General features: G+C 67.0%; 13 protein-coding genes. All 13 read right to left on the bottom strand.

The features are described 5' to 3' along the window. Nucleotides 1-12: 12 nt before the first annotated feature. The 13 genes from LPA35_RS19530 to LPA35_RS19470 all read right to left on the bottom strand — a co-directional run bounded on the left by LPA35_RS19530 (nt 13) and on the right by LPA35_RS19470 (nt 19547). The gene (locus tag LPA35_RS19530; RefSeq protein ID WP_228898446.1) at nt 13-8658 is read right to left on the bottom strand and encodes a GH36-type glycosyl hydrolase domain-containing protein; all 8646 of its coding nucleotides are present in this window, start codon (nt 8656-8658) and stop codon (nt 13-15) included. 59 nt (nt 8659-8717) lie between these two features. Further along, on the bottom strand, nt 8718-8960 hold the full coding sequence (locus tag LPA35_RS19525) for a hypothetical protein (RefSeq protein WP_228898349.1): 243 nt from the start codon (nt 8958-8960) through the stop codon (nt 8718-8720). A 162-nt stretch (nt 8961-9122) separates the two neighbouring features. Beyond that, complete coding sequence (locus LPA35_RS19520; RefSeq protein WP_121506158.1) at nt 9123-9683, bottom strand: methylated-DNA--[protein]-cysteine S-methyltransferase; 561 nt, start codon at nt 9681-9683, stop codon at nt 9123-9125. A gap of 124 nt (nt 9684-9807) precedes the next feature. Continuing rightward, nucleotides 9808-10713 (bottom strand): SDR family oxidoreductase, encoded by a 906-nt coding sequence (locus LPA35_RS19515; RefSeq protein ID WP_228898347.1) that lies wholly within the window; start codon nt 10711-10713, stop codon nt 9808-9810. Between the two features lie 176 nt (nt 10714-10889). Then, nucleotides 10890-11822 carry a glutathione S-transferase family protein gene (locus LPA35_RS19510; protein WP_228898345.1) on the bottom strand — a complete coding sequence of 311 codons (933 nt, stop codon included), beginning with the start codon at nt 11820-11822 and terminating at the stop codon, nt 10890-10892. Nucleotides 11823-11852: 30 nt separating this feature from the next. Beyond that, a complete protein-coding gene (locus tag LPA35_RS19505) occupies nt 11853-13523 on the bottom strand; it encodes an isovaleryl-CoA dehydrogenase (protein ID WP_228898343.1) in 1671 nt (556 codons plus the stop codon). 9 nt (nt 13524-13532) lie between these two features. Continuing rightward, nucleotides 13533-13997, bottom strand: coding sequence for a GNAT family N-acetyltransferase (locus tag LPA35_RS19500; RefSeq protein ID WP_228898341.1), 465 nt, complete (start codon nt 13995-13997; stop codon nt 13533-13535). Continuing rightward, nucleotides 13997-15013, bottom strand: coding sequence for an NADP-dependent oxidoreductase (locus tag LPA35_RS19495; protein WP_228898339.1), 1017 nt, complete (start codon nt 15011-15013; stop codon nt 13997-13999). The genes LPA35_RS19500 and LPA35_RS19495 overlap by 1 nt, the downstream gene beginning before the upstream one ends. 95 nt (nt 15014-15108) lie before the next feature. Beyond that, nucleotides 15109-15540, bottom strand: coding sequence for a PaaI family thioesterase (locus tag LPA35_RS19490; protein ID WP_121420368.1), 432 nt, complete (start codon nt 15538-15540; stop codon nt 15109-15111). 227 nt (nt 15541-15767) lie between these two features. Then, nucleotides 15768-16559 carry an SDR family oxidoreductase gene (locus tag LPA35_RS19485; RefSeq protein ID WP_055394014.1) on the bottom strand — a complete coding sequence of 264 codons (792 nt, stop codon included), beginning with the start codon at nt 16557-16559 and terminating at the stop codon, nt 15768-15770. A 387-nt stretch (nt 16560-16946) separates the two neighbouring features. Beyond that, nucleotides 16947-17156, bottom strand: coding sequence for a hypothetical protein (locus LPA35_RS19480; RefSeq protein ID WP_228898336.1), 210 nt, complete (start codon nt 17154-17156; stop codon nt 16947-16949). Continuing rightward, the gene (locus LPA35_RS19475) at nt 17156-19009 is read right to left on the bottom strand and encodes an acyl-CoA dehydrogenase (RefSeq protein ID WP_228898335.1); all 1854 of its coding nucleotides are present in this window, start codon (nt 19007-19009) and stop codon (nt 17156-17158) included. The genes LPA35_RS19480 and LPA35_RS19475 overlap by 1 nt, the downstream gene beginning before the upstream one ends. Before the next feature lie 55 nt (nt 19010-19064). Continuing rightward, nucleotides 19065-19547, bottom strand: coding sequence for a hypothetical protein (locus LPA35_RS19470; protein ID WP_121420371.1), 483 nt, complete (start codon nt 19545-19547; stop codon nt 19065-19067). Between the last annotated feature and the right edge of the window lie 232 nt (nt 19548-19779).

The following is a 19779-nucleotide window of genomic DNA, read 5'->3' as shown; positions in this document are numbered from 1 at the left end:
TGCCCATTCGCGCTACACGGCGCCCGCAACAGTGTCTGGCTGCCCCCGGACAGGGATCACACAGCAGAGGTCTGAAGGGAGATCGACCCAGCGCAGCCGCTCTCCCACCTGGAGCCAGCGTGCGCCAGATGGGGCACCGTCCGGCAACGCGGCAGGCTCCGCCCCTGGGGCCATCCGCACCAGGATGAACCGCAGCGTGCGCCCACCGCGCACGAGCGTCAACTCTGCGCCCGGCCAGTGCGATGGCAGGCAAGGGGTGAAGAACAGCTCCTGCGCGCCCATCTGCAACCCCACGATGGACTCCACCGCCGCCCGGTGCAGCCAGCCCGCCGCGCCGGTGTACCAGCTCCAGCCGCCGCGCCCCACATAGGGTGGCTGGCTGTAGATGTCAGCCGCCATCACATAGGGCTCCACGGCGTACACCGGCCCCCACACCGGGTGCTGGGCCCGGTGCGGCGGGCTCAGGTAGGTGAAGTAGCGGTAAGGCACATCGAACGCACCGGGGTGCTCAGGCTCCTGCAGGGCCAGTTCTGCAGCGGCCATCAGCGCCCACACGCCGCCATGGGCATATTGCCCGCCGTTCTCGCGCACGCCGGGCGGGTAGGCCTGGATGTAGCCCGCACTGGGCTCGGCATGGTGCAGCGGGGGCGCCAGCAGCTGGATCAAGCCTGCTGCGGGGTTGACCAGATGCGCCTCGACCGCGTCCATCGCATGGCGCTGCCGCACAGGCTTTGCTGCGCCCGAGAGCACCGCCCAGGCCTGCGCGATCAGGTCAATGCGGCCCTCGTCCCGCGTGTGGCTGCCCAGGGCCGTGCCATCGTCAAAAAAGGCGCGCTGGTACCAATCACCGTCCCACGCCTGGTTTTCCAGTGCGGCGCGCCAGCCGGTCAGGGCAGCGTCCCAGCGCTGCACCCGATCCAGATCGCCCTGATCGCTGGCGATCGGAATCCAGTCGCTGACGATGGCGCACAGGAACCACGCCAGCCACACCGATTCGCCGCGCCCACCATCACCCACGCGGTTCATGCCGTCGTTCCAGTCGCCGCCGCCCATCAGCGGCAGGCCGTGCGTGCCGGTGCGCAGGCTGCGGTCTATGGTGCGGGCGGCATGCTCGTACACGCTGGCCGTGGTGGTGCTGGCGCTGGGCGCTTCGTAGATGTCTTCCGCCCCTTCGGGGATCGCAGAACCTTCCAGGAACGCCACCTGCTCCTCCAGCAAGCTGTGGTCTGCAGTGCGTTCCAGGTAATGCGCGCAGGCAAAGGGCAGCCACAGCAGGTCGTCCGAGAAATGCGTGCGCACCCCGGCTCCGCCCGGCGTGTGCCACCAATGCTGCACATCGCCCGCTTCAAACTGGCGCGACGCGCACAGCACAATCTGGGCGCGCAAGGTGCCCGGCTGCGCCCAGGCCAGCGCCATGGCATCCTGCAATTGGTCGCGGTAGCCCGTGGCACCACCCGCCTGGTAAAAGCCCGCTTTGGCAAACAGGCGTGAAGACACCGTCTGGTACAGCAGCCAGCGGTTGACCAACACGTCGAACAGCGGGTCGGGCGTGGTCACCTGCGTGGCACCCAGCAGTTCGCTCCACCGGTCCAGCGTGGCCTGCTCGCGTGTCCGGGCCGCCAAGGCCATGGCCTCTTGCGCCAGCGAGCGTGCTGCAGCCTCGGTGGGTGCGTAGCCCATCAGGTACACGCGCTCGAAAACCGCCCCGGCCCGCAAGGTCACCAAACGCGACAGGGCTGCACAGGGGTCCAGCCCAAACCCGCTGCGCTGCCCCAGTTGCAGGGGTACCACCAGATTGCCCTGCGCATCGAAGAACTCGCGGCGGTCGCAAGTCCAGTCCAGGCTGTCGTTGGCACGGTCGTCCGTGCCCGGCCCAGCCGAGGCTTCGCAGAAAAAGGCCGTGCCCCCGCCCAAGCCTGCGGCCGCCTCGGTCTGCGTGCACAGCAGGCCCAGCAAGCGGGCATCGGGTAGTGGTGCAAAACACGGGGCGGTGGCCAGCGTGGCACGGTCGCCTCGTTTTTCGCCCATCATCCACTCCACCATGCCCACCAGGCGCAAGTGCTCGCGCCGGTTGCCCAGGTTGCGCACCTGCACAAACACCTGCTTGATGGCGGTGACGGGGTCCACACACCAGCGCACCTCCACCTCCAGCGCGCCTCTGCGGTGGCGGATGGTGGTGGTGCCCTGGGCGTGCTCCACGCGGTACGCCACATCGGCCGCACCCCAGGCCGAGGGCGTCAGGCCCCACACCTCACGCGTGCGGCGGTCCTGCAGCAGCAGCCATTCGGCGGGCGGGTCGGCCACCGGGTCGTTCGACCACGCGGTGAGCTGGTTCAGGCGGCTGTTGAGCGCCCAGGTGTTGCCCGCGCCAGTTTCCGACACCATGGCCCCCAGCTGGGCATTGGCCAGCACATTGACCCAGGGTTTGGCGGGCCGCAGCGCGGCCGACACATCAAACCCAAAGGTGCCTGTCACCGGTGCAAAACCGCCCACCGGCGCGGGCACCTGGGTGCTGCCCTGGTGCGTGGGCACTTCGTCCGTGGCGCCGCCGCGCCAGGGGCCGGCCATCGAGACGCCATGGGCCGCCACCCAGGCCTTTACCTGGTGCATGAGCGCATGGCCATCGGCCTGCAGGGTGATGCGGGCCAGGCTCACCAAGGTGCCCAGCTGCGCAGCCGACAGCTCATCCAGCCGTAGCACCCGCAGGCTGGTCACCGCCGGGCCGGTGTGTGTGGCCAGGTCGGCATCGTGGTGCTCGCGCAGCAGCGTCAGCTCGCGCTGCAGGGGCATGTGGTACGAGTGCGATTCACTGCTGAGCACCACCAGGTCGCAGGCCACACCGCCATGCGCCCATTCGCGCAGCGCCTGGGCCAGCGTGCGCAGCAAGCCCATGCCCTGGGGCGATCCGGCCATCACCAGCACAATGGGCCGGTCGCCTGAGAGGCCCAGTTGCCACAACGTGCGCCGGTCACACACGGGGTGGGCGGCCTGGGCCTCGGTCAGCACGCCCAGGTAGGTGGTGTGGACCTTGGGCAGCGTGTACACCAGCGCCGTGGTCAGTGCCTGCAGCGCGGGCAGGTAGTCGCGGTGCGGGCGGTGCGACGCCCACTGGATGCTGGCCAGCGTGGCCGACATGGCCGAAGCGCGCTCCAGATAGGTGGGCTGGCGGTACTTGTCGATGATGGCCAGCAGCGTGGCCGGGTCTTGCGATGCCGCCGTGGCAAAAGTGACGCAGGCCTGCGCACCGGGCGCAATGCGCAGCATCACGCCCAGCGCCGCCACAGGGTCCAGGCCCGTGTCCAGCGATGCAGGCACTTCAGGCACGCGGCTGAGCAAAGCCAACGGCTGGCCGGGCGTATGGTTGCGCCCCAGCCAGAGCTGCCGGTCTGTCTGGCAACGCAGGCCCAGCACGTGCCCTTGGGTATCTGCGACAAAGTGGGCGGCTTGCAGGGTGGTCTCGGTCTGCAGGCGGGGCGTTCGGATGAACCTCAGCGCCTGCTGTGCGGGCAGCCAGTCGGCGGCGACGAAAAGGTTGGAGAACGCGGGGTGCGCCTCGTCGGCCGCGTGGGTGGCCAGGGTGATGTCCAGGGCCGAAATCAGCTCCAGCTCGATCACCTCATCACCCAGGTTGCTCACCACCACCTTGCGCAGTTCAATGTCGTCTTCCGGGCTCACCCACACGGTGGTGTGCACGCGCAGCCCCGGCCACAGTGCGTCAAAACACACGCGGTCGGTGTGGAAGATGCTGCCATACACCGCACGCGCATCGGGCGCGGGGTGGCTGGTGACGGACGCGGGCACGCTGGAGCCCATCTGCCGCACATACAGAAAGCTGCCATGTGCATCCCGCAGCGCATCGTCGCGCCAGCGGGTGATGCCCGTCTGGTGCCAGCGACTCCACCCTGCCCCGTTGGCGCGCAGGGTAACGCTGTAGCGCCCGTTGCCCAGCAGGTGCGTGGGCTCCAAGACCTGGGCGCCCGGGGTGACGGGGCGCACATGGTCGGGCGTTTTTTGTTGGCGCGCATGCAGCGGCAGGCGCGGCGGTGTGGCCTGCAAGGTGGGCAGCTCGCGCGGTGCGCGCTCCTGCAGCAGCGGCAGCACGGCTTCGATGCGGGCATGCGCCGTACCCCAGCGCTGCGCAACACCACCCAGCAGCACGTTGGCCAGCGCCACGATGGTCATGCCCTGGTGGTGGGCCATGTAGGTGCTGACCAGCGTGAGCCGCTCGCCATGGGTCTGGCGTTCGGGCGTGAAGTCCAGCGCCTCGTAAAAGCCGTAGCGCCCCCGCGCCGACAGTGCGGCCAGCGTGCGGAAGTTGGTGCAGGCTGCGCGGGCATCCACCTGGGTGGCCAGCGCCGTGGCATAGGGGGCAATCACCAGCTCGCCCACGGGCGTGCGGCGCAAGGCCAAGCGGGGCACGCCCTGCGGCGCGTACTGGTAGGCCAGCGTGTGGTCGCGCCCGGCATAGGCGCATTCGGAAATGCCCCAGGGCATGTCTTTGCCCAAGGCCTGCACCAGCGCCACATGCTCACGCAGGGCGGACCGCCCTGCCTCGCCCAGGGCGCTGTGATACGGCTCGTCCATGACCAGCGTAGGCATCAGGTACTCGAACATTGAGCCCGACCACGAGCGCAGCACCGCATGGTGGCCGCTGGCAAAGAACGGCCGCCCCAGGGCCGCCCAGTGCTTGACGGGCAAGTCGCCCTTGGCGACGGCCAGGAGGCTGGTGGTGCGCGACTCGGACGCGAGTAGGTCGTAGAACGAGGTGTCCAGCTGCTGCTCGTCCACCCGGTAGCCAATGTGCAACAGGTGCCGACGGGGGTGGTATAGAAACCGGAAGTCGGCCTGCCAGGCCAGGGCATCCAACGCCTCTGCCAGCCCCATGAGGCGCCGCGTGGCCTCGGGTGCGCCGCCGTTGTGTGCGGCCTGCTGGTCGCGGTCCACCGACTGCAGTGTGGCCAGGTGGTCGGCCAGCAGCCACAGCAGTTCGTCCTGCGCCGTGGGCGGGCTGTGCACGATGGCCGGGTGGCGTGGCTGGGCCATGCTGCGCAGCTCGTCCTGCGCCTGCGCCAGCAGCGCGCGAAACGCCGTGGCCTCCGGCTGGTGCGCCGGGTCCGGCAGACGCATTCCCAGCAGACGGCTCAAGGCGGACGAGGGCTGCATCCCACGCAAGCCCGGGTGGTGGACGCCCAGCCGGGGCTGCAGTCGAGCCAGCGAGGTGCGGATGGCCTGCGCACCCGCCAGCGGTGACAGTGGCTGCGCCGCCAGCGCGCTGCAGGCCTGCGCCACGGCAACCAGGTGCGCGCAGAGATTGCCGCTGTCCACCGTGGACACATAACGCGGGTGCAGGGGCTGCAGGGTTTCGGTGTCGTACCAGTTCAGGAAGTGGCCCCGGTGCCGCTCCATGGCCTGCAGGGTCACGAGGGTGGCTTCGAGCCGGTCGAGCAGCTCCAGCGTGCCGATCCAGCCGAACTGGCGCGCACAGCTGGCGCTCAGCAGGTACAGCCCGATGTTGGTGGGCGAGGTACGGTGCGCCACCATTTCATACGGGGCGGTCTGGAGGTTGTCGGGCGGCAGATGGTGGTTGGGGGCATCCACACAGCGCTCGAACAAACGCCAGGTGTCGCGCGCCACGCCGTGCAGCAGGTCCTGGTCTTGTGCCGACAGTGTTGGGTTGCCCAGGCCAGACGGAACGCGGTTGGCCAGCCACACCAGCAGCGGCGACAGCGCCCACAGCGCCAGCAGCGGCCCCACCAAGGCCCAGGGTGCCTGGGTTCCACCGGCCCACAGCGCCACGCCACAGCCCAGCGCCAGCAAAGGTGCAGCCTTGTGTCTGCGCAGCGTTGCCGCCAGGCCTGTGATCAAGGTGTTCTGCGCAGCCTCGGCCGTGGTCCACTCCAGCAGGTGCCAACGGCTCACGGCCTGCCGGTGCACGGTGCGCACCACGGCATCGCCCAGCAGCAGCGCTTGCTGTGGCAGCAGGGCCAAGTGCCACACACCACTGGCCAGGGCCCTCAACAGGTCGCCCGATGCTTCGTGCACAAAACGCATGCCGACCAGCCCAAAACGGCTGGGCACCCAGCCCGCCAGTGCCCCCATCAAGGGCGCAGCCGCATAGGCCGCAACCACCAGCGCCAGCGTGCTGGCCAAGGGCAGGCCCGGGCCCGCCAGGGCCAGCACCACCAGCACCAGCGATGCGGGCGCCACGAGCGAGCGGCGCAGGTTGTCCAGCAGCTTCCAGCGGTTGATGGGCGAAAGGCCCCAGCGCTGGGCCTGGGCCAGAAAGGGCCACAGCTGCCAGTCGCCCCGCGTCCAGCGGTGCAGGCGGGCGGCTGCGGTGTCACTGTGTTCGGGCTCCGCCTCCACCAGCGTCACATCGCTGACCACGGCGCAGCGTGCCAGCGCACCTTCGAGCAGGTCGTGGCTCAGCACCTGGTCGGCCGGCAAGCGCCCGCCCAGCACGGCGTGCACCGTGGCCACATGCAGCAGGCCCTTGCCGGTGAAGCTGCCTTCGGCAAAAAAATCCTGATACACGTCGGACGTCATGGCGCTGTACGGGTCCAGCCCCTGCTGGCCCGCAAACAGCCATTGCCACAACGAGGTGGTGGCAGCGGTGGGCAGTGGCGCCAGCACCCGGGGCTGCAGGATGCCGTAGCCCTGTACCACGCGCTGGCCTGTGGCATCCAGCCGGGGCTGGTTCTCGGGGTGCTCGGCCACCCCCACCAGGCTGCGCAGGCGGCCCGGGGGCAGCTGCGTATCGCTGTCCAGCGTGAGCACATAGCGGGTCTGCGGTGCCAGGTGCGAGAGTTCGCCCAGGTCCAGGAAGGCGCCTTGCCCGCCAGTGGCGAGGGCCGCCACCAGCTGTTCGAGCTTGCCGCGCTTGCGCTCCCAGCCGATCCACTGCTGCTGCGTGGGGCTGTAGGTGCGGGTGCGGTGCAGCAGCAAAAACCGCGGGGCACCGCCCGTGATAGACGGGTGCTGGGCATTCAGGGCCAACATCAAGCCCTCGGCATGGGCCAGCAGCACGCCGTCTTCGGGCAGGTCTTGCACATCGGCATCCACACCGTCGGTCAGCAGCGCAAATTGCGCAAAAGGCTCGGGGTTGGCCAGGTAATGCAGGTGCAGGCGGTGCACCAGCCGCTCGATGGTGCCGGTGCTGCTGAGCAGGGCCGGGATCGCCACCAGCACACGTGCCGATACCGGAATGCCCGCTGGCAGCAGGTAGCGGGGCATGTAGGTCGGCCGGACGGATTCGCCAATGAGCCGGTTGACCACGGCCACCACGATCTCGGACACGGGCAGCAGCAACAAGACGGCGACCAGCGCCAAGCCCGCAAGATGGGCTGCGCTGGTATCGGGCCCCGCCTGCACACCCCACAGGGGCGCCATCAGCCAGGCCAGCAGACCGAGCGAGCCCAGCAGCAATGCGCCCAGGTACAACGGCACACGCGACAGACCCACCGCAGAACGCCACAGGGACAACACATCGGTGGCATGTCGGCGCACGCCCAGGGCATGCTCCAGCTGGCCGCGCCCGGCGCCTTGCAGCCAATAGCCTGCCAAGGCCTGCGCAGCTCCCGGATGATCTGGAGGCTCGCCGTCGGCACCCGACATCAGCACCAGCAGCGCCTGCGCCACGGCGGCCTCGCCCTGCCCGCTGCGGGCCGACAGGTTTTCAATGCCGTGCAAGGTGGTGTTGCGCGTGGCCTCGTCTTCGGCTGCAAACACGGGCGACTGCAGCATGGCGCGCAGCACCAGGCTGGTCTGGCTGATGATGTCGGACCAGTCGGCCGCGCCCACCCGCCGCAGCGCCGTGACGGCATTGCCCATGCTCAGCTGGTCGGCGGCCTGGTTGATCTGCTGCTGGGCCTGCAACGTAACCAGGTCAGGCACAGCGGTCAGCAACCACTGCTGTACGGGCGTTGGCGTGCCTGCAGCGGCATGCCCGCCCACCACGCCGCGCCCCATCATCGACTGCGCCAGGTGGGCCAGGAACACCGGTGCCACGCCACGCTGCTCCATGGCTGCGCAGGCGGCATCCAGCGTCAACACGTTCAGGTCCTTGCTGCGGGCGGCGCACAGGCTGGCCAGCTCCTGCGCGGCCTTGTGGCTGGCCAGGCGCTCGGCCAAGCGGCGCAGGTTTTCGATGAGCACCACACGCAGCGTGGTGGGCAACGCCCACAGCTCGCCCTGGCTCAGCTCGCGAGCCTCCTGGTAGGCATTGAGGTAATGCACCAGCAGCGATTCGTCAAACGCGCTGTCGGTGTGGGCCACAAACGACCACGCCACACCGTACACACGCGGCAGGCCCACCAGCGGGGCGTCTTTGAGCACCGGCAGCGAGCGGTAGTAACGCGGTGGCAGCCCGGCCCGGATCTCCTTGAGCTGGCTTTCGATCAGGTGGAAGTTGTCAAACAGCCATTCAGCGGCGGGGCTGATGGCATGCTCGTCATGTGGTGCATCGAACAGGTAGCGGTATGCGGCCCGCAGCGCGCGGATGTTGCTCTGCAGGCGTGGGTAAAAGGTGGTGCGGCCAAACGGTGCCTTGCCTGCGTCGTGGGACGCGCCCAGGTGCCGGCCATGCTCTTCGAAGCGGGCCACGCCAAACACTTCGGCCCGCAAGGGGTCCAGCACCAGGCCTGCCCGGGCATCGAGCATGCGGTCCAGCGCGGAAGGAACCCAGGGCCATGGTGTGCGTAAGCCCATGCGTGCGCCCCCTATCGCACCAGCGATACGGCCCCCACCAGCAACGTGATCAAGAGTGCAACGGTCACCACATGTTCGGCCACCAGGGTCTGCAGCCATGCAGCACCAGCGAGCAACTGGTCCACCGGCCCGCGCAAGGCGCCGCAGTGCGCCAAGTGTTCACCCAGGTGGGAAAGCTCCAGCAGCGATACGTCTGCCGGCTGCCCGACGCAAGACGTGTCCCACGCAGAGGCAAGGGTGGATGGATGGGACATAGGCGGCTCCTGGTACACAAGTGAATGGCGCCACTGCGTTGCGGCAGCGCTCTGATCCTCTTGTACAAGGGGCTGGGGCCGCGAGTCTGTACGCTGTCGAACAGACCACCAGAGAGGCCTTTATCAGCCCAAAGGCAACCCACCAAGAACTGAAACGATCAGTTACCAATCAAAGAGCGATGGTGTTCCACCCGGGCACGCGCCTTCAATCTGCAGCATGCGCAGCTTGGTCAGCGCGCCGCCTCCGGCCGAAAAGCCGCCCGGCCGGTCACCCGCAGCCAGCACCCGGTGGCACGGCACCACGGGCGCAAACGGGTTCAGGCCCAGCGCCTGCCCCACGGCGCGCGACAGGCCCTTGCTGCCGATCTGTTCGGCCACCTCGCCATAGGTGCGCGTGCGGCCCGGCGGTATGGCCCGGGCAATGGCATACACCTGCTGGTGAAACGGCGAAATGCCGGACATGTCGAGCGGCACCTCGCACAGGTCGCGGGGTTGCCCCGCCAGCAGCGCCTGGATGCCTTCGATGGCGCTGCGCACGGGTGCGGGGGGCTCCCCAGACTGCGCGCAGTGTGAATGGCTGCGCAGCAAACGCGCCCGGGTCGCCTCGGCATCCGCCTCGGGCAACTGCACGGCCACGATGCCGCCCGGGCCCCAGGCAATGCCGCAGGTGCCGATGGCGGTGTCGAACAGCGCATGGCCGTGGCCAGGGGTGGCATCAGGCACAGTGCGGGCCCCTCCTTGCAGGTTTGGTGCTCACTACTCTTTTTATAGCTACCAGCGCTTACTGGATAAGCGCTAGAGGCTAATTTTTCTCATATTTTCGGCACCAAAGCATGCGCGTGCGCCATCAATCGGCCCGCAGCGCCGCGCGCAGTTGCGCGCCCAGCTCGGGCTTGGCGGCAAACGGGTCGGTGGGGTTGCGGCCCATCATCACGTCTTCCATGCGCGTCTGCACCGAAGCCAGGGCCTTGGGGTGGCTGTAGATGTAGAACTGGCCTTGAGCCGCTGCGTCGAACACTTTTTGCGCTACCTCGGCGGCGGTCACCTTGCCGCTGCCCACGGCCTTGTCGCTCATGGCCTGGCCGATGAGCTGGCTCTTGGTGGGCTTTTCGGCAGGCAGGTCGCCGGGGCGGTTGCGGTGGCTTTGGTTGATGCCGGTGGGCACAAAGAAGGGGCACAGCACGCTGGCGCCGATCTGGTCAGTGACCAGCGACAAATCCTGGTACAGCGTTTCAGACAGGCTGACCACTGCGTGCTTGCTCACGTTATAGATGCCCATGTTGGGCGCCGCCAGCAGGCCCGCCATGCTGGCGGTGTTGATGATGTGGCCGCGCCAGACCGGGTCGGCCTTGGCCGCTGCCAGCATCATGGGCGTGAACAGGCGCACACCGTGCACCACGCCCCACAGGTTCACGCCCAGCACCCATTCCCAGTCCTTGACGGAGTTCTCCCACACCAGCCCGCCCGCGCCCACACCCGCGTTGTTGAACACCAGGTTCGGCGCGCCAAAGCGCTGCTGCACATCGGCGGCCAGCTGCTCCATCTGCGCAGCGTTCGATACATCCACCTTGCGGGCCAGCACCTGGCTGCCTGCGGCCTGCATCTCGGCAGCGGCGGCGTCCAGCGCGTCCTGCTGCACATCCACCAGCACCAGGTTCATGCCGAGGCGGGCACCGATGCGCGCGCATTCCAGGCCAAAGCCCGAGCCTGCGCCAGTGAGGACGGCGGTTTTGCCGGAAAAGTTGTCGATCATGGTTTTTGTCTCCTTGAGTCCGTAACAATTTAGAGCGTTGGGTTGAAACTGGCGGGGCCCACGCCGGGGACGCCGAGCAAGGGCCGCCGAGCCGCGTATGCGGCGCCTCGCTTGCGTGCGAGGGCGTCGTCCCCCTTCCCGGCGAAGCCGAGAGAAGGGGGAAGCGGCGCAGCCGCTCAGGGGGATGGTCTTAGAACATACCCAATGCGCGGGAAGTGCACATGCACCGTGCCCGCGCGCGGGTCGGTACGGCGCAGCGTGTAGCGGGTGCGGGTGGCAGCAATCAGCTCGCCCTCGGTGGGCTCCGTGCCAAAGCTCTCGGCGGAAATCGTGACCTGGCTGCCCAGCGGGATGCCGTGTTCGTCCTGGAACACGTCGTCCATCAGGGGCAAAGGGTCCATGCCCGCAGCCACCGTAATGGCGTCCTGAGCGCTGAACTTTTCCATACGACCATGGCCCAGCGCTGCGATGCGGTCCATCCACTCCAGCACGGCGGGGGTGGCGGCAAAGATGTCGGCCATCACCGGCACACACTGGCGCGTGAACCACAGCGGGTGGTAGGCCGCAAAGTCGGCCAGGCAGGGCTCAGCACCAAACAAAAAGTCGTGCTCCTCGGCCATGTGGGCGATGCGGCGCAGGTACGAGCGGTAGGCAGCCGTCGCGTCGGCCGGTCGCAGGCGCTGCATGCCCGCGCTCATCTCACGGCGGTCTTCGCCAAACACTTGCGCGGCGGCAGGCGGCAAGTTGGCAAACAGCACCGCAGCGCCTTTGGGCTGCAGGTTGTAGGCCATGGCGGCCCAGAACAGCGTGCTATCCGCCCACTGTGCAAACACACGCGCCACGCCCTTGAGGTGCGGCGGGTACAGCACCGGCTCGGGCTGTTCATGCTCCAGCACATCGCAGATGAGGGCCGAATCGCAATAGATGTCGGCACCGATCTGCAAGAACGGCGTCTTGCGGTAACCCCCCGTGAGCGCCACCACATCGGGCTTGGGCATGACGCTGGGGATGATCACGGACTTCCAGGCCAGCTGCTTGAAGCCGAGCACCGCGCGGATCTTTTCGGAGAACGGCGACGAGGGGTAGTGGTGCAGGATGAGGTGGGACATGGGGTTCTCCGCAAAATTCTGTAGGGTGAATCAGGCCGGGAGCGCGCGGGCCAGGATGGCGTCAAGGTTTACACCCGCGCCCAGCGTGCCAAAGCTGTAGCCCCAGTCGCCGGAGAGGCGAGAGTCGCAAAACGCGCGGAACACGGCACCGGGCGCACTGCGCAGCAGCAGGGCCGCCTGCACGGCCAGCGCCACATCCTGCGCGAGGCGCCGGGCCTCGGCCTCGGTGGTCATGGCGTCCACGCGCAGGGGCAACGCGCCGGCCAGACGGTCCAGCGCCGGATGGGCGCCGCGTGCGGGTGCCAGTTCGGCGTCCAGCGCGGCAGCGGTGTCGGCGCGGCGCACGGCGCGCATCAAATCCAGCGCCATGATGTTGCCCGCGCCTTCCCAGATGGAGTTGAGCGGCATCTCGCGGTAGATGCGGGCCATCACGCCTTCGCCGCCCTCTTCCACATAGCCGTTGCCGCCCAGGCATTCCATGGCCTCCTGCGCAAACACGCTGCCGCGCTTGCACACCCAGAACTTGGCCACGGGTGTGAGCAGGCGGGCCATGATGGCCTCGTGCTCGCTCTTGTCTTTGTGGTCAAAGGCGTTCGCAAGCCTTATGGAGAGAGCGGTAGCCGCTTCACTTTCAAGAGCAAGATCGGCCAGCACATTGCGCATGAGCGGCTGGTCGATGAGCTTCTTGCCAAAGGCCGAGCGCTGGCGCGTGTGGTGAAGAGCGATGCTGAGCGCCTGGCGCATGAGGCCGCTGGTGCCCAGCGCGCAGTCCAGCCGCGTCATGGTGCCCATCTCCAGGATCTGCGCCACACCCCGGCCCTCTTCGCCCACGCGCCAGGCCATCGCGCCGATGAACTCGACCTCGGAGCTGGCATTGGCGTGGTTGCCCAGCTTGTCTTTCAGGCGCTGGATGCGAATGGTGTTGACCGCACCTTCGCCACCATCGGGCAGCACGCGCGGCAGGAAGAAGCAGGTGAGCCCGCCGGGCGCCTGCGCCAGGATCAGGAACGCATCGCACATGGGGGCGGAGAAGAACCACTTGTGCCCCGTGATGCGATAGCGCGCGCCCCAGGCATCGTCGCCGTCGTGGACAGCCTGTGTGGTGTTGGCACGCACGTCCGATCCGCCCTGCTTCTCGGTCATGCCCATGCCCATGGTGAGCGCGGATTTCTGCGAGAACAGCGCGAGGCGCGGGTCGTACTGCGTGCTCGCCAAACCCTTGCTCCAGTCCGCCCATACCGCTGAATTGCCTCGCAATGCCGGGGTCACGGCGTAGCTCATCGACACGGGGCACAGCACCGAGGGCTCGGCTTCGGTGAACAGCATGAAGCCTGCGGCCCGCTCGGTATGCGCGTGGCCCGTGTCCTGGCGCGACCACGGCGTGCCGTGCAGGCCGTGGCGCAGCGCAGCGCCGATGAGCGCGTGGTAGCTGGGGTGGAACTCCACCACATCCGTGCGGTGGCCGAAGCGGTCGTGGGTGCGCAGTTGGGGTTTGTAGGTGTTGGCGAGCCGAGCATGGGTCTGCATTTCGGCCGATCCCATCTCCGCGCCCAGCGCCGCGAGGCCCGCCAGCGGCAGGCTGGGGGCATGCAGGCGCAGCGCGTCCTGCAGGGGCTGGTTGGCGGTGAAGAGGTTCACATCGGCCCAGGGCGTGCTCTGGTTGAACACCTCATGGGTGGCGGCAGGGCTGGCAGCGGTCATGGCGGCTCCTCAGGCGACGGGGCTGTCACCCCGTCTCAGCATTTCGATGTGGGGGATATCGTCTTCCAGATACTCATCGGACACGGCCTCAAAACCCAGGCTGCCGTAGAAGCCCTGCAGATGGGCCTGCGCGCTGATGCGGATGCCCCGCCCCGGCCATGCCTGGCTGCAGCGAGCGATGCCCTCGGCCATCAGCGCCCTGCCCGTGCCGTTGCCCCGCGCTTCCTTGGCGGTGACCACGCGGCCGATGGAGGGCTCGGGGTAGTTCACGCCCGGGTCCACCACGCGCAGACAGGCTTGCAGCGCACCCGCCTCGTCGTAGCCCAGCAGGTGGTAGGACTGCTTGTCCGCCCCGTCCGGGTCCTGGTAAGGGCCCTGCTCCAGGATGAACACCTTGCAGCGCAGCGCCAGCGCATCGTGCAGGGCGTGCACGCCCAGGTCATCGAAGCGGGCCCAGGTCCACCTCAGCATCATCAGATCAGCTTCACCAGCTGTTTGCCGAAGTTCTTGCCCTTGAGCAAGCCCAGGAAGGCCTCGGGCGCGGCGGCGATGCCCTGCGCAATGGTCTCGCGTGGGCGCAGCTTGCCGGTGCCGACCAGCGTGCCCAGTTCCTTGAGCGCATCAGGCCAGACTTCCATGTGCTCGCTCACAATGAAACCTTCGACTTTCATGCGGTTGATGAGCATGAGCGCGGGGTTGGCCATGGGCAGCGGCGCGCCGTCGTAGCCAGCGATCATCCCGCACAGGGCAATGCGGCTGAAGGCGTTCATGCGCAGCATGACGGCGTCCATGATCCAGCCGCCCACGTTTTCGAAGTAGCCATCGATGCCGTTGGGGCACGCTTCCTTCAGGGCTTTGGACATGGCCTTCACGTCGCTGTGTTCCTTGTAGTCGATGCAGGCGTCAAAGCCCAGTTCTTCCACAGCGTACTTGCACTTGTCGGCGCCACCGGCAATGCCCACCGCACGGCAGCCCCGGGCCTTGGCCAAAGCGGCAAAGGCGCTGCCCACGGCGCCAGTAGCGGCGCTGACCACCACGGTGTCGCCTTCCTTGGGCGCAATGATCTTGACCAGGCCGTACCAGGCCGTGACACCCGGCATGCCCACGGCGCCCAGGTAGTGCGACAGCGGCACATGGGTCGTATCGACCTTGCGCAGCGCGCCGGGCTGGTCGGCATTGACCACGCTGTATTCCTGCCAGCCGCCCATGCCCACCACCTTGTCGCCCACCGCGTACTTGGGATGCTTGCTCTCGGCCACTTCACCCACGGTGCCACCGATCATGACTTCACCCAGCGCCTGCGATGCGGCGTAGCTCTTGCTCTCGTTCATGCGGCCGCGCATATAGGGGTCCAGGCTCAGAAAGTGGTGGCGCACCAGCACCTCGCCGTCCTTGAGCGCGGGGGTGTCCGCTGCCACCAGCTTGAAGTTGCTGGCCACGGCTTCGCCTTGGGGGCGGTTGTCGAGAACGATTTGTTGGTTGCGTGGCATGAGAGGCTCCTTCAGAATGTCTATAACTATGAATTCAATAGCTGCCAGCGCTTATGGATAAAGCGCTAGGGGCCAATTTGGCTTAAAAATCTGACTCAATCGGTGGAAATGACCTTGAGGTCATTCACATTGCGCCCATCGACTGGCAGGCGCCGCACGTACTTGAACGTGCCGGTGGCATGGCAACACACCTTGCCCTGTGCGTCATACACCGTGCCTTCGGTAAAAGCCATGGTGGCCGTGCGGTGAATGAGCCGCCCCTTGGCCACCAGCGGCCCGCGTGCGGGCTGCATGAAGCTGGTCTTCATTTCAATGGTGACCACGCCCATGTCAGGCGTCTCGCTGCGCGCCGCCGTGGCCATGGTCACGTCCAGCAGCGTCATCGACGCACCGCCGTGGGTCACGGCAAACGAGTTCAAGTGCTCGGGCTGGGCTTCGTAATGCAGCTCAGACTCGCCGCCTTCCATACGCTGCAGCGTAAAGCCCAGGTGGTGGACAAAGGGAATTTCGACACCGAAACTTTTCAAGGGATTTCCTCAGTACACGAACTCAAAAACTGGCGCGGCCCAGACCAGGGCAGCCGAGCAAGGGCCGCCCCGCGGCGAGGGCTGCGTCCTCCTTCCCGGCGAAGCCGAGAGAAGGGGCTGAGGGCCGCGGCTCCAAGCCTGCCTGCTCAGGCTTGGACGTGCCCGAAGAGCTGCCGCCTCTGGCGGCCGCACCGAGGCGCACAGCGCCTCAGGGGGATGTACCGAATTCACCCTCCCGTGACAATACTCACGCCCCCGTCCACCGCCAGCCATTGGCCGGTGATGTGCTTGCCCGCATCCGACGCGTACAACGCGCACAGGCCCTTCAGATCTTCATCATCGCCGAGACGGCCCAGCGGGGCGTGGGCGGCCAGCGCTTCCTCGCCCATGGCCTTGAGCGTACCCACCGTCATTTTGCTCGGGAAGAAACCCGGGCAGATGGCGTTGACGCGGATGTTGTACGCGCCCCATTCAGCGGCCAGTGCCCGTGTGAAGTTGATCACCGCGCCCTTGGAGGTGTTGTAAGCAATGGTGTTCATGCCCTTGGGGTTGCCGCCCAAGCCTGCGATGGACGCTACGTTGATGATGCTGCCGCTGCGGCGCGCGATCATGCTGTGCTTGGCGATGTGCTGACTCAAGATGAAGTAACCGCGCACGTTGAGGTTCATCACCTTGTCCCACGCGTCCACGGGATGGTCTTCGGCAGGGGCCCCCCAGGCTGCGCCTGCGTTGTTGACGAGGATGTCCACATGGCCCAGGCGCTCCAGGGTCTCGTCGGCCAGGCGCCGGATGTCGTCTTCCTTGGCGCAATCAGCGGCGATCCACCGTGCGTCGATACCCGCAGCCTGCAGGTCGGCGGCAGCCTCTTCCAGGTCAGACGCCTTGCGCGAGCTGAGCATGATCTTGGCACCCGCTTCGCCTAGCGCGTGGGCCAGTTGCAGTCCCAGGCCGCGCGAGCCGCCGGTGACCAGTGCGGTCTTGCCGGTGAGGTCAAACAGTTGTTGGATGGTACGGGTCATGCTGAAAGTCTCCTTCGGTTTTGGATGGATCTGTCGTTGGGTGTTTGCCCCACGCGCCCGAGGATTGTGCGATGCAATGCGGGCGCTTTGTGTCGCGGGGGTGTCGGGTGTTCAGCTAAGAGCCTGTTCAAAATTTTTCTGGAGCCGCACAAGTGCCTTGCCGGGATGGGATGCAAGGCGCGGTGCGCCGCCGATAGCCCGTGCTATCGGCAAGCGCCGCAACGCCGTAGACCGCCCGGCAAGGCACTTGCCCGAAGGGTTGGAGTGAAATCGGGCGATTGGACGCCCCGGCTGCTTGCATGGGCATGAGCCCATGCGGCGCATCCGAAGCATCCACTCATCCCGATTGCACTCCAATGCGGTCTCCAAAAAGACTTTGAGCAGGCTCTAAGGGCCGGGGTCGGTGTGCAACCGGGCCCGCACCGGGATCAGCACCACACCCACCACGGCCAGCACCCCGCCGCCCACGATGAGGCTCCAGCCCAGAGCCTCATCGGTGCGGGCGGTGGCGATGCCCAGTATCAGCGTGAGCAACCCGCCGTAAATCAGCACCCAGATGAGCTTGTGCAGGCGTTGCAGGGTTAGTTGCGCCGCCATCAAAACGCCTCTTCAGGGAAGGCCGCGCAGGTGGCATCGCGCGTGCTCACCACCTGCAGCCAGGCACCGATCTTGGGCAACTCGTAGTGGAAGAAAAAGCGCATGCCGCCCATGCGTCCCACGCTCGCGGGCTGGGCCAGATCGGCATCCCGGGCCAGCGTGGCCAGGGCCACGTCCAGCCAAACCCAGGCGAGCACCGTGTGGCCAAAGGCCTGCATGTAGGGCACGGCATTGGCCAGCGCATCGGCAGGCTGGCCCGTGGCCCAGGCGGCCTTGGTGGCGGCGCCCACGTCCTGCAGCGCCTTGCCCAGCGCGTTGGCATGTGCCGCCAGCGCGGGCACCTGGATCGCACGCTCGATGGTGGCATTGATGCGCCCGGCCAGCAGTTGCAGGCCGCGGCCGCCTTCCATCAGCACCTTGCGGCCCAGCAGGTCCATGGCCTGGATGCCGTGCGTGCCCTCGTGGATCATGTTCAGGCGGTTGTCGCGCCAGTACTGCTCCACCGGGAAATCGCGCGTATAACCGTAGCCGCCATGGATCTGGATGGCCAATGAGTTGGCCTCCAGGCAGAACTCGCTGGGCCAGCTCTTGGCAATGGGGGTGAGCACCTCCAGCAGCAGGCGGGCTTCGTCGGCCGTCGCCGCGTCGCCCGTGTGCTGCTCGTCCACCAGCTTGGCGCAAAACAGGTTGAGCGCGAGCGCCCCTTCGCCATACGACTTCTGGGCCAGCAGCATGCGCTTGACGTCGGCGTGTTCGATGATGCGCACCTGGGGCTGGGCGGCGTCCTTGACCACGGCAGCGGCGCCATCCTTGGGTCCCTGCACCGGGCGTCCTTGGGGCCGGTTCTTGGCGTAGTCCAGGCTGGCGTAATAGCCCGCCAGCCCCAGCATGGTGGCGGCCATGCCGATACCGATGCGCGCCTCGTTCATCATGTGGAACATGCAGTGCAGGCCCTTGCCGGGCTGGCCCACCAGGTAGCCCACGGCCCCGGCCTTGCCCTCAACCGGGAACTTGCCTTCACCGAAATTAAGCAGCGTGTTGGTGGTACCGCGCCAGCCCAGCTTGTGGTTGAGGCCCGCCAGCGCCACGTCGTTGCGCACGCCGGTGAGCTTGCCTTCGGTGTCCACCAGTTTCTTGGGCACGATGAACAACGAGATGCCCTTGGTGCCCGGCACCAGCTTGCCGTCCGGCCCCGGGATCTTGGCCAGCACCAGGTGCACGATGTTTTCGGTCAGCTCATGGTCGCCCGAGCTGATCCACATCTTGTTGCCCGTGAGGCGATACCTTGCGCCCAATGGGTCGGCCTCGAAGCCATCGCCATCAGGCACTGCGCGCGTGGCCACATCCGACAGCGAGGAGCCCGCCTGCGGCTCGGACAGACACATGGTGCCCGACCAACGCCCGTTGAATTCATTGAGTGCAAACACCTGCTTTTGCGCCTCGGTGCCATGCACCATGAGCAGGTTGGCGTTGCCCGAAGTCAGCAGGTTCGAGCCGATGCTGATGGACGCCACCGCAAAGAAGCTGTTGGCGGCCGCCTCGACGGCATAGGGCAGCTGCATGCCGCCGACCTCGTAGTCCTGCGCGGCCGACAACAGGCCGGATTCTGCGTAGGCCTTGCGCGCCTCGTAGGTCGCCTGGGGCAGGATGACCTTTTCACCGTCGAAGTGTGGCTCCTCGATGTCTACGGTGCGGTTGAAGGGCGCGTACTTCTCGCGAGCGATGCGCTCGCAGGTGTCGAGCACCGCATCGAAGGTTTCGCGCGAGTGGTCTGCAAAACGCGTGCGGACCGTGAGGGACTGGGCATCGAGCCAGTCATACAGCAGAAAGTCGAGCGTGGAACGCAGGGTCATCAGAAGGTCTCCTTGTGGCTGCGTGCATGCCCGATCTCCAATGGCCTGATAGGGCTCAGCGTGCAGGCAGCACGATGTTCTTGAAACACCAGTAGTCCATGTCCGAATCGGGCTTGGGCTGGCAATTGGCTTCTCCGAGCTGCAGGCGTGTGGCACCTGCAGGCAGTGGCGGGAACGTGATCTTGACGAGCTTGTTGCGGCCGGGCTTGACCACATCCATCTTCACGTTGCAGAAAGACAGGCCTCCAATCGACAGCTGCGGCAGCACAGTGCCGGTGCCCAGGTCCTTGAGCGTGAACGCATCGGGCGAGCCAGTGGGTTGCGCACAGGCCTCGAACGATTCATCGGTGGTGTTCTTGACGGCAAGCGTCACCCGCGTCTGTTTGGCGTCCACCACGATGTCCTGCAAAACCACGTCAGAGTCCGACTCCAGCGGCAGCTGGAGCTTGTAGGTCTGGCTCTGGGCATGGGCACCGCATGCAACGGCAAGGGCCGAGAGGGCGACACAGTGGCGAAAGGAAGGAAGCAGACAACGCATGGGAGGTACCGGGTTCGGGATGGAGAAAGGAGACAGGTTCAGTGCCACAGGCAAGCCAGTGGTCGCGCGGATTCTGCCCGCGCCAACCGCGCTGACGGGCGCATCACGCCCCGGCAAAGCAACAATTTGTAGCCAGCGCCTCTTCACCCCCCCCCCGGCCCTGCTCGGCCCTGGTGTCGTCCTCTCATCCCCTTCTACCGGCAGTTCAGGCATCCATCTGAAATTTGCTGTG

The organism is Acidovorax sp. Leaf73 (assembly GCF_916855635.1).
Lineage (GTDB): Bacteria > Pseudomonadota > Gammaproteobacteria > Burkholderiales > Burkholderiaceae_C > Acidovorax > Acidovorax facilis.
The sequence above is the reverse complement of the archived record's forward strand: the minus strand, read 5'-3'. Positions and strand labels throughout refer to the sequence as shown.

What these genes read in the sequence shown, in the direction of transcription:
- LPA35_RS19530 (WP_228898446.1), bottom strand. Translation starts at nt 8,658, where the DNA reads ATGCTCGATGCCCGGGCAGGCCTGGTGCTGGACCCCTTGCGGGCCGAA.
- LPA35_RS19525 (WP_228898349.1), bottom strand. Translation starts at nt 8,960, where the DNA reads ATGTCCCATCCATCCACCCTTGCCTCTGCGTGGGACACGTCTTGCGTC.
- LPA35_RS19515 (WP_228898347.1), bottom strand. Translation starts at nt 10,713, where the DNA reads ATGATCGACAACTTTTCCGGCAAAACCGCCGTCCTCACTGGCGCAGGC.
- LPA35_RS19510 (WP_228898345.1), bottom strand. Translation starts at nt 11,822, where the DNA reads ATGTCCCACCTCATCCTGCACCACTACCCCTCGTCGCCGTTCTCCGAA.
- LPA35_RS19505 (WP_228898343.1), bottom strand. Translation starts at nt 13,523, where the DNA reads ATGACCGCTGCCAGCCCTGCCGCCACCCATGAGGTGTTCAACCAGAGC.
- LPA35_RS19500 (WP_228898341.1), bottom strand. Translation starts at nt 13,997, where the DNA reads ATGATGCTGAGGTGGACCTGGGCCCGCTTCGATGACCTGGGCGTGCAC.
- LPA35_RS19495 (WP_228898339.1), bottom strand. Translation starts at nt 15,013, where the DNA reads ATGCCACGCAACCAACAAATCGTTCTCGACAACCGCCCCCAAGGCGAA.
- LPA35_RS19485 (WP_055394014.1), bottom strand. Translation starts at nt 16,559, where the DNA reads ATGACCCGTACCATCCAACAACTGTTTGACCTCACCGGCAAGACCGCA.
- LPA35_RS19480 (WP_228898336.1), bottom strand. Translation starts at nt 17,156, where the DNA reads ATGGCGGCGCAACTAACCCTGCAACGCCTGCACAAGCTCATCTGGGTG.
- LPA35_RS19475 (WP_228898335.1), bottom strand. Translation starts at nt 19,009, where the DNA reads ATGACCCTGCGTTCCACGCTCGACTTTCTGCTGTATGACTGGCTCGAT.
- LPA35_RS19470 (WP_121420371.1), bottom strand. Translation starts at nt 19,547, where the DNA reads ATGCGTTGTCTGCTTCCTTCCTTTCGCCACTGTGTCGCCCTCTCGGCC.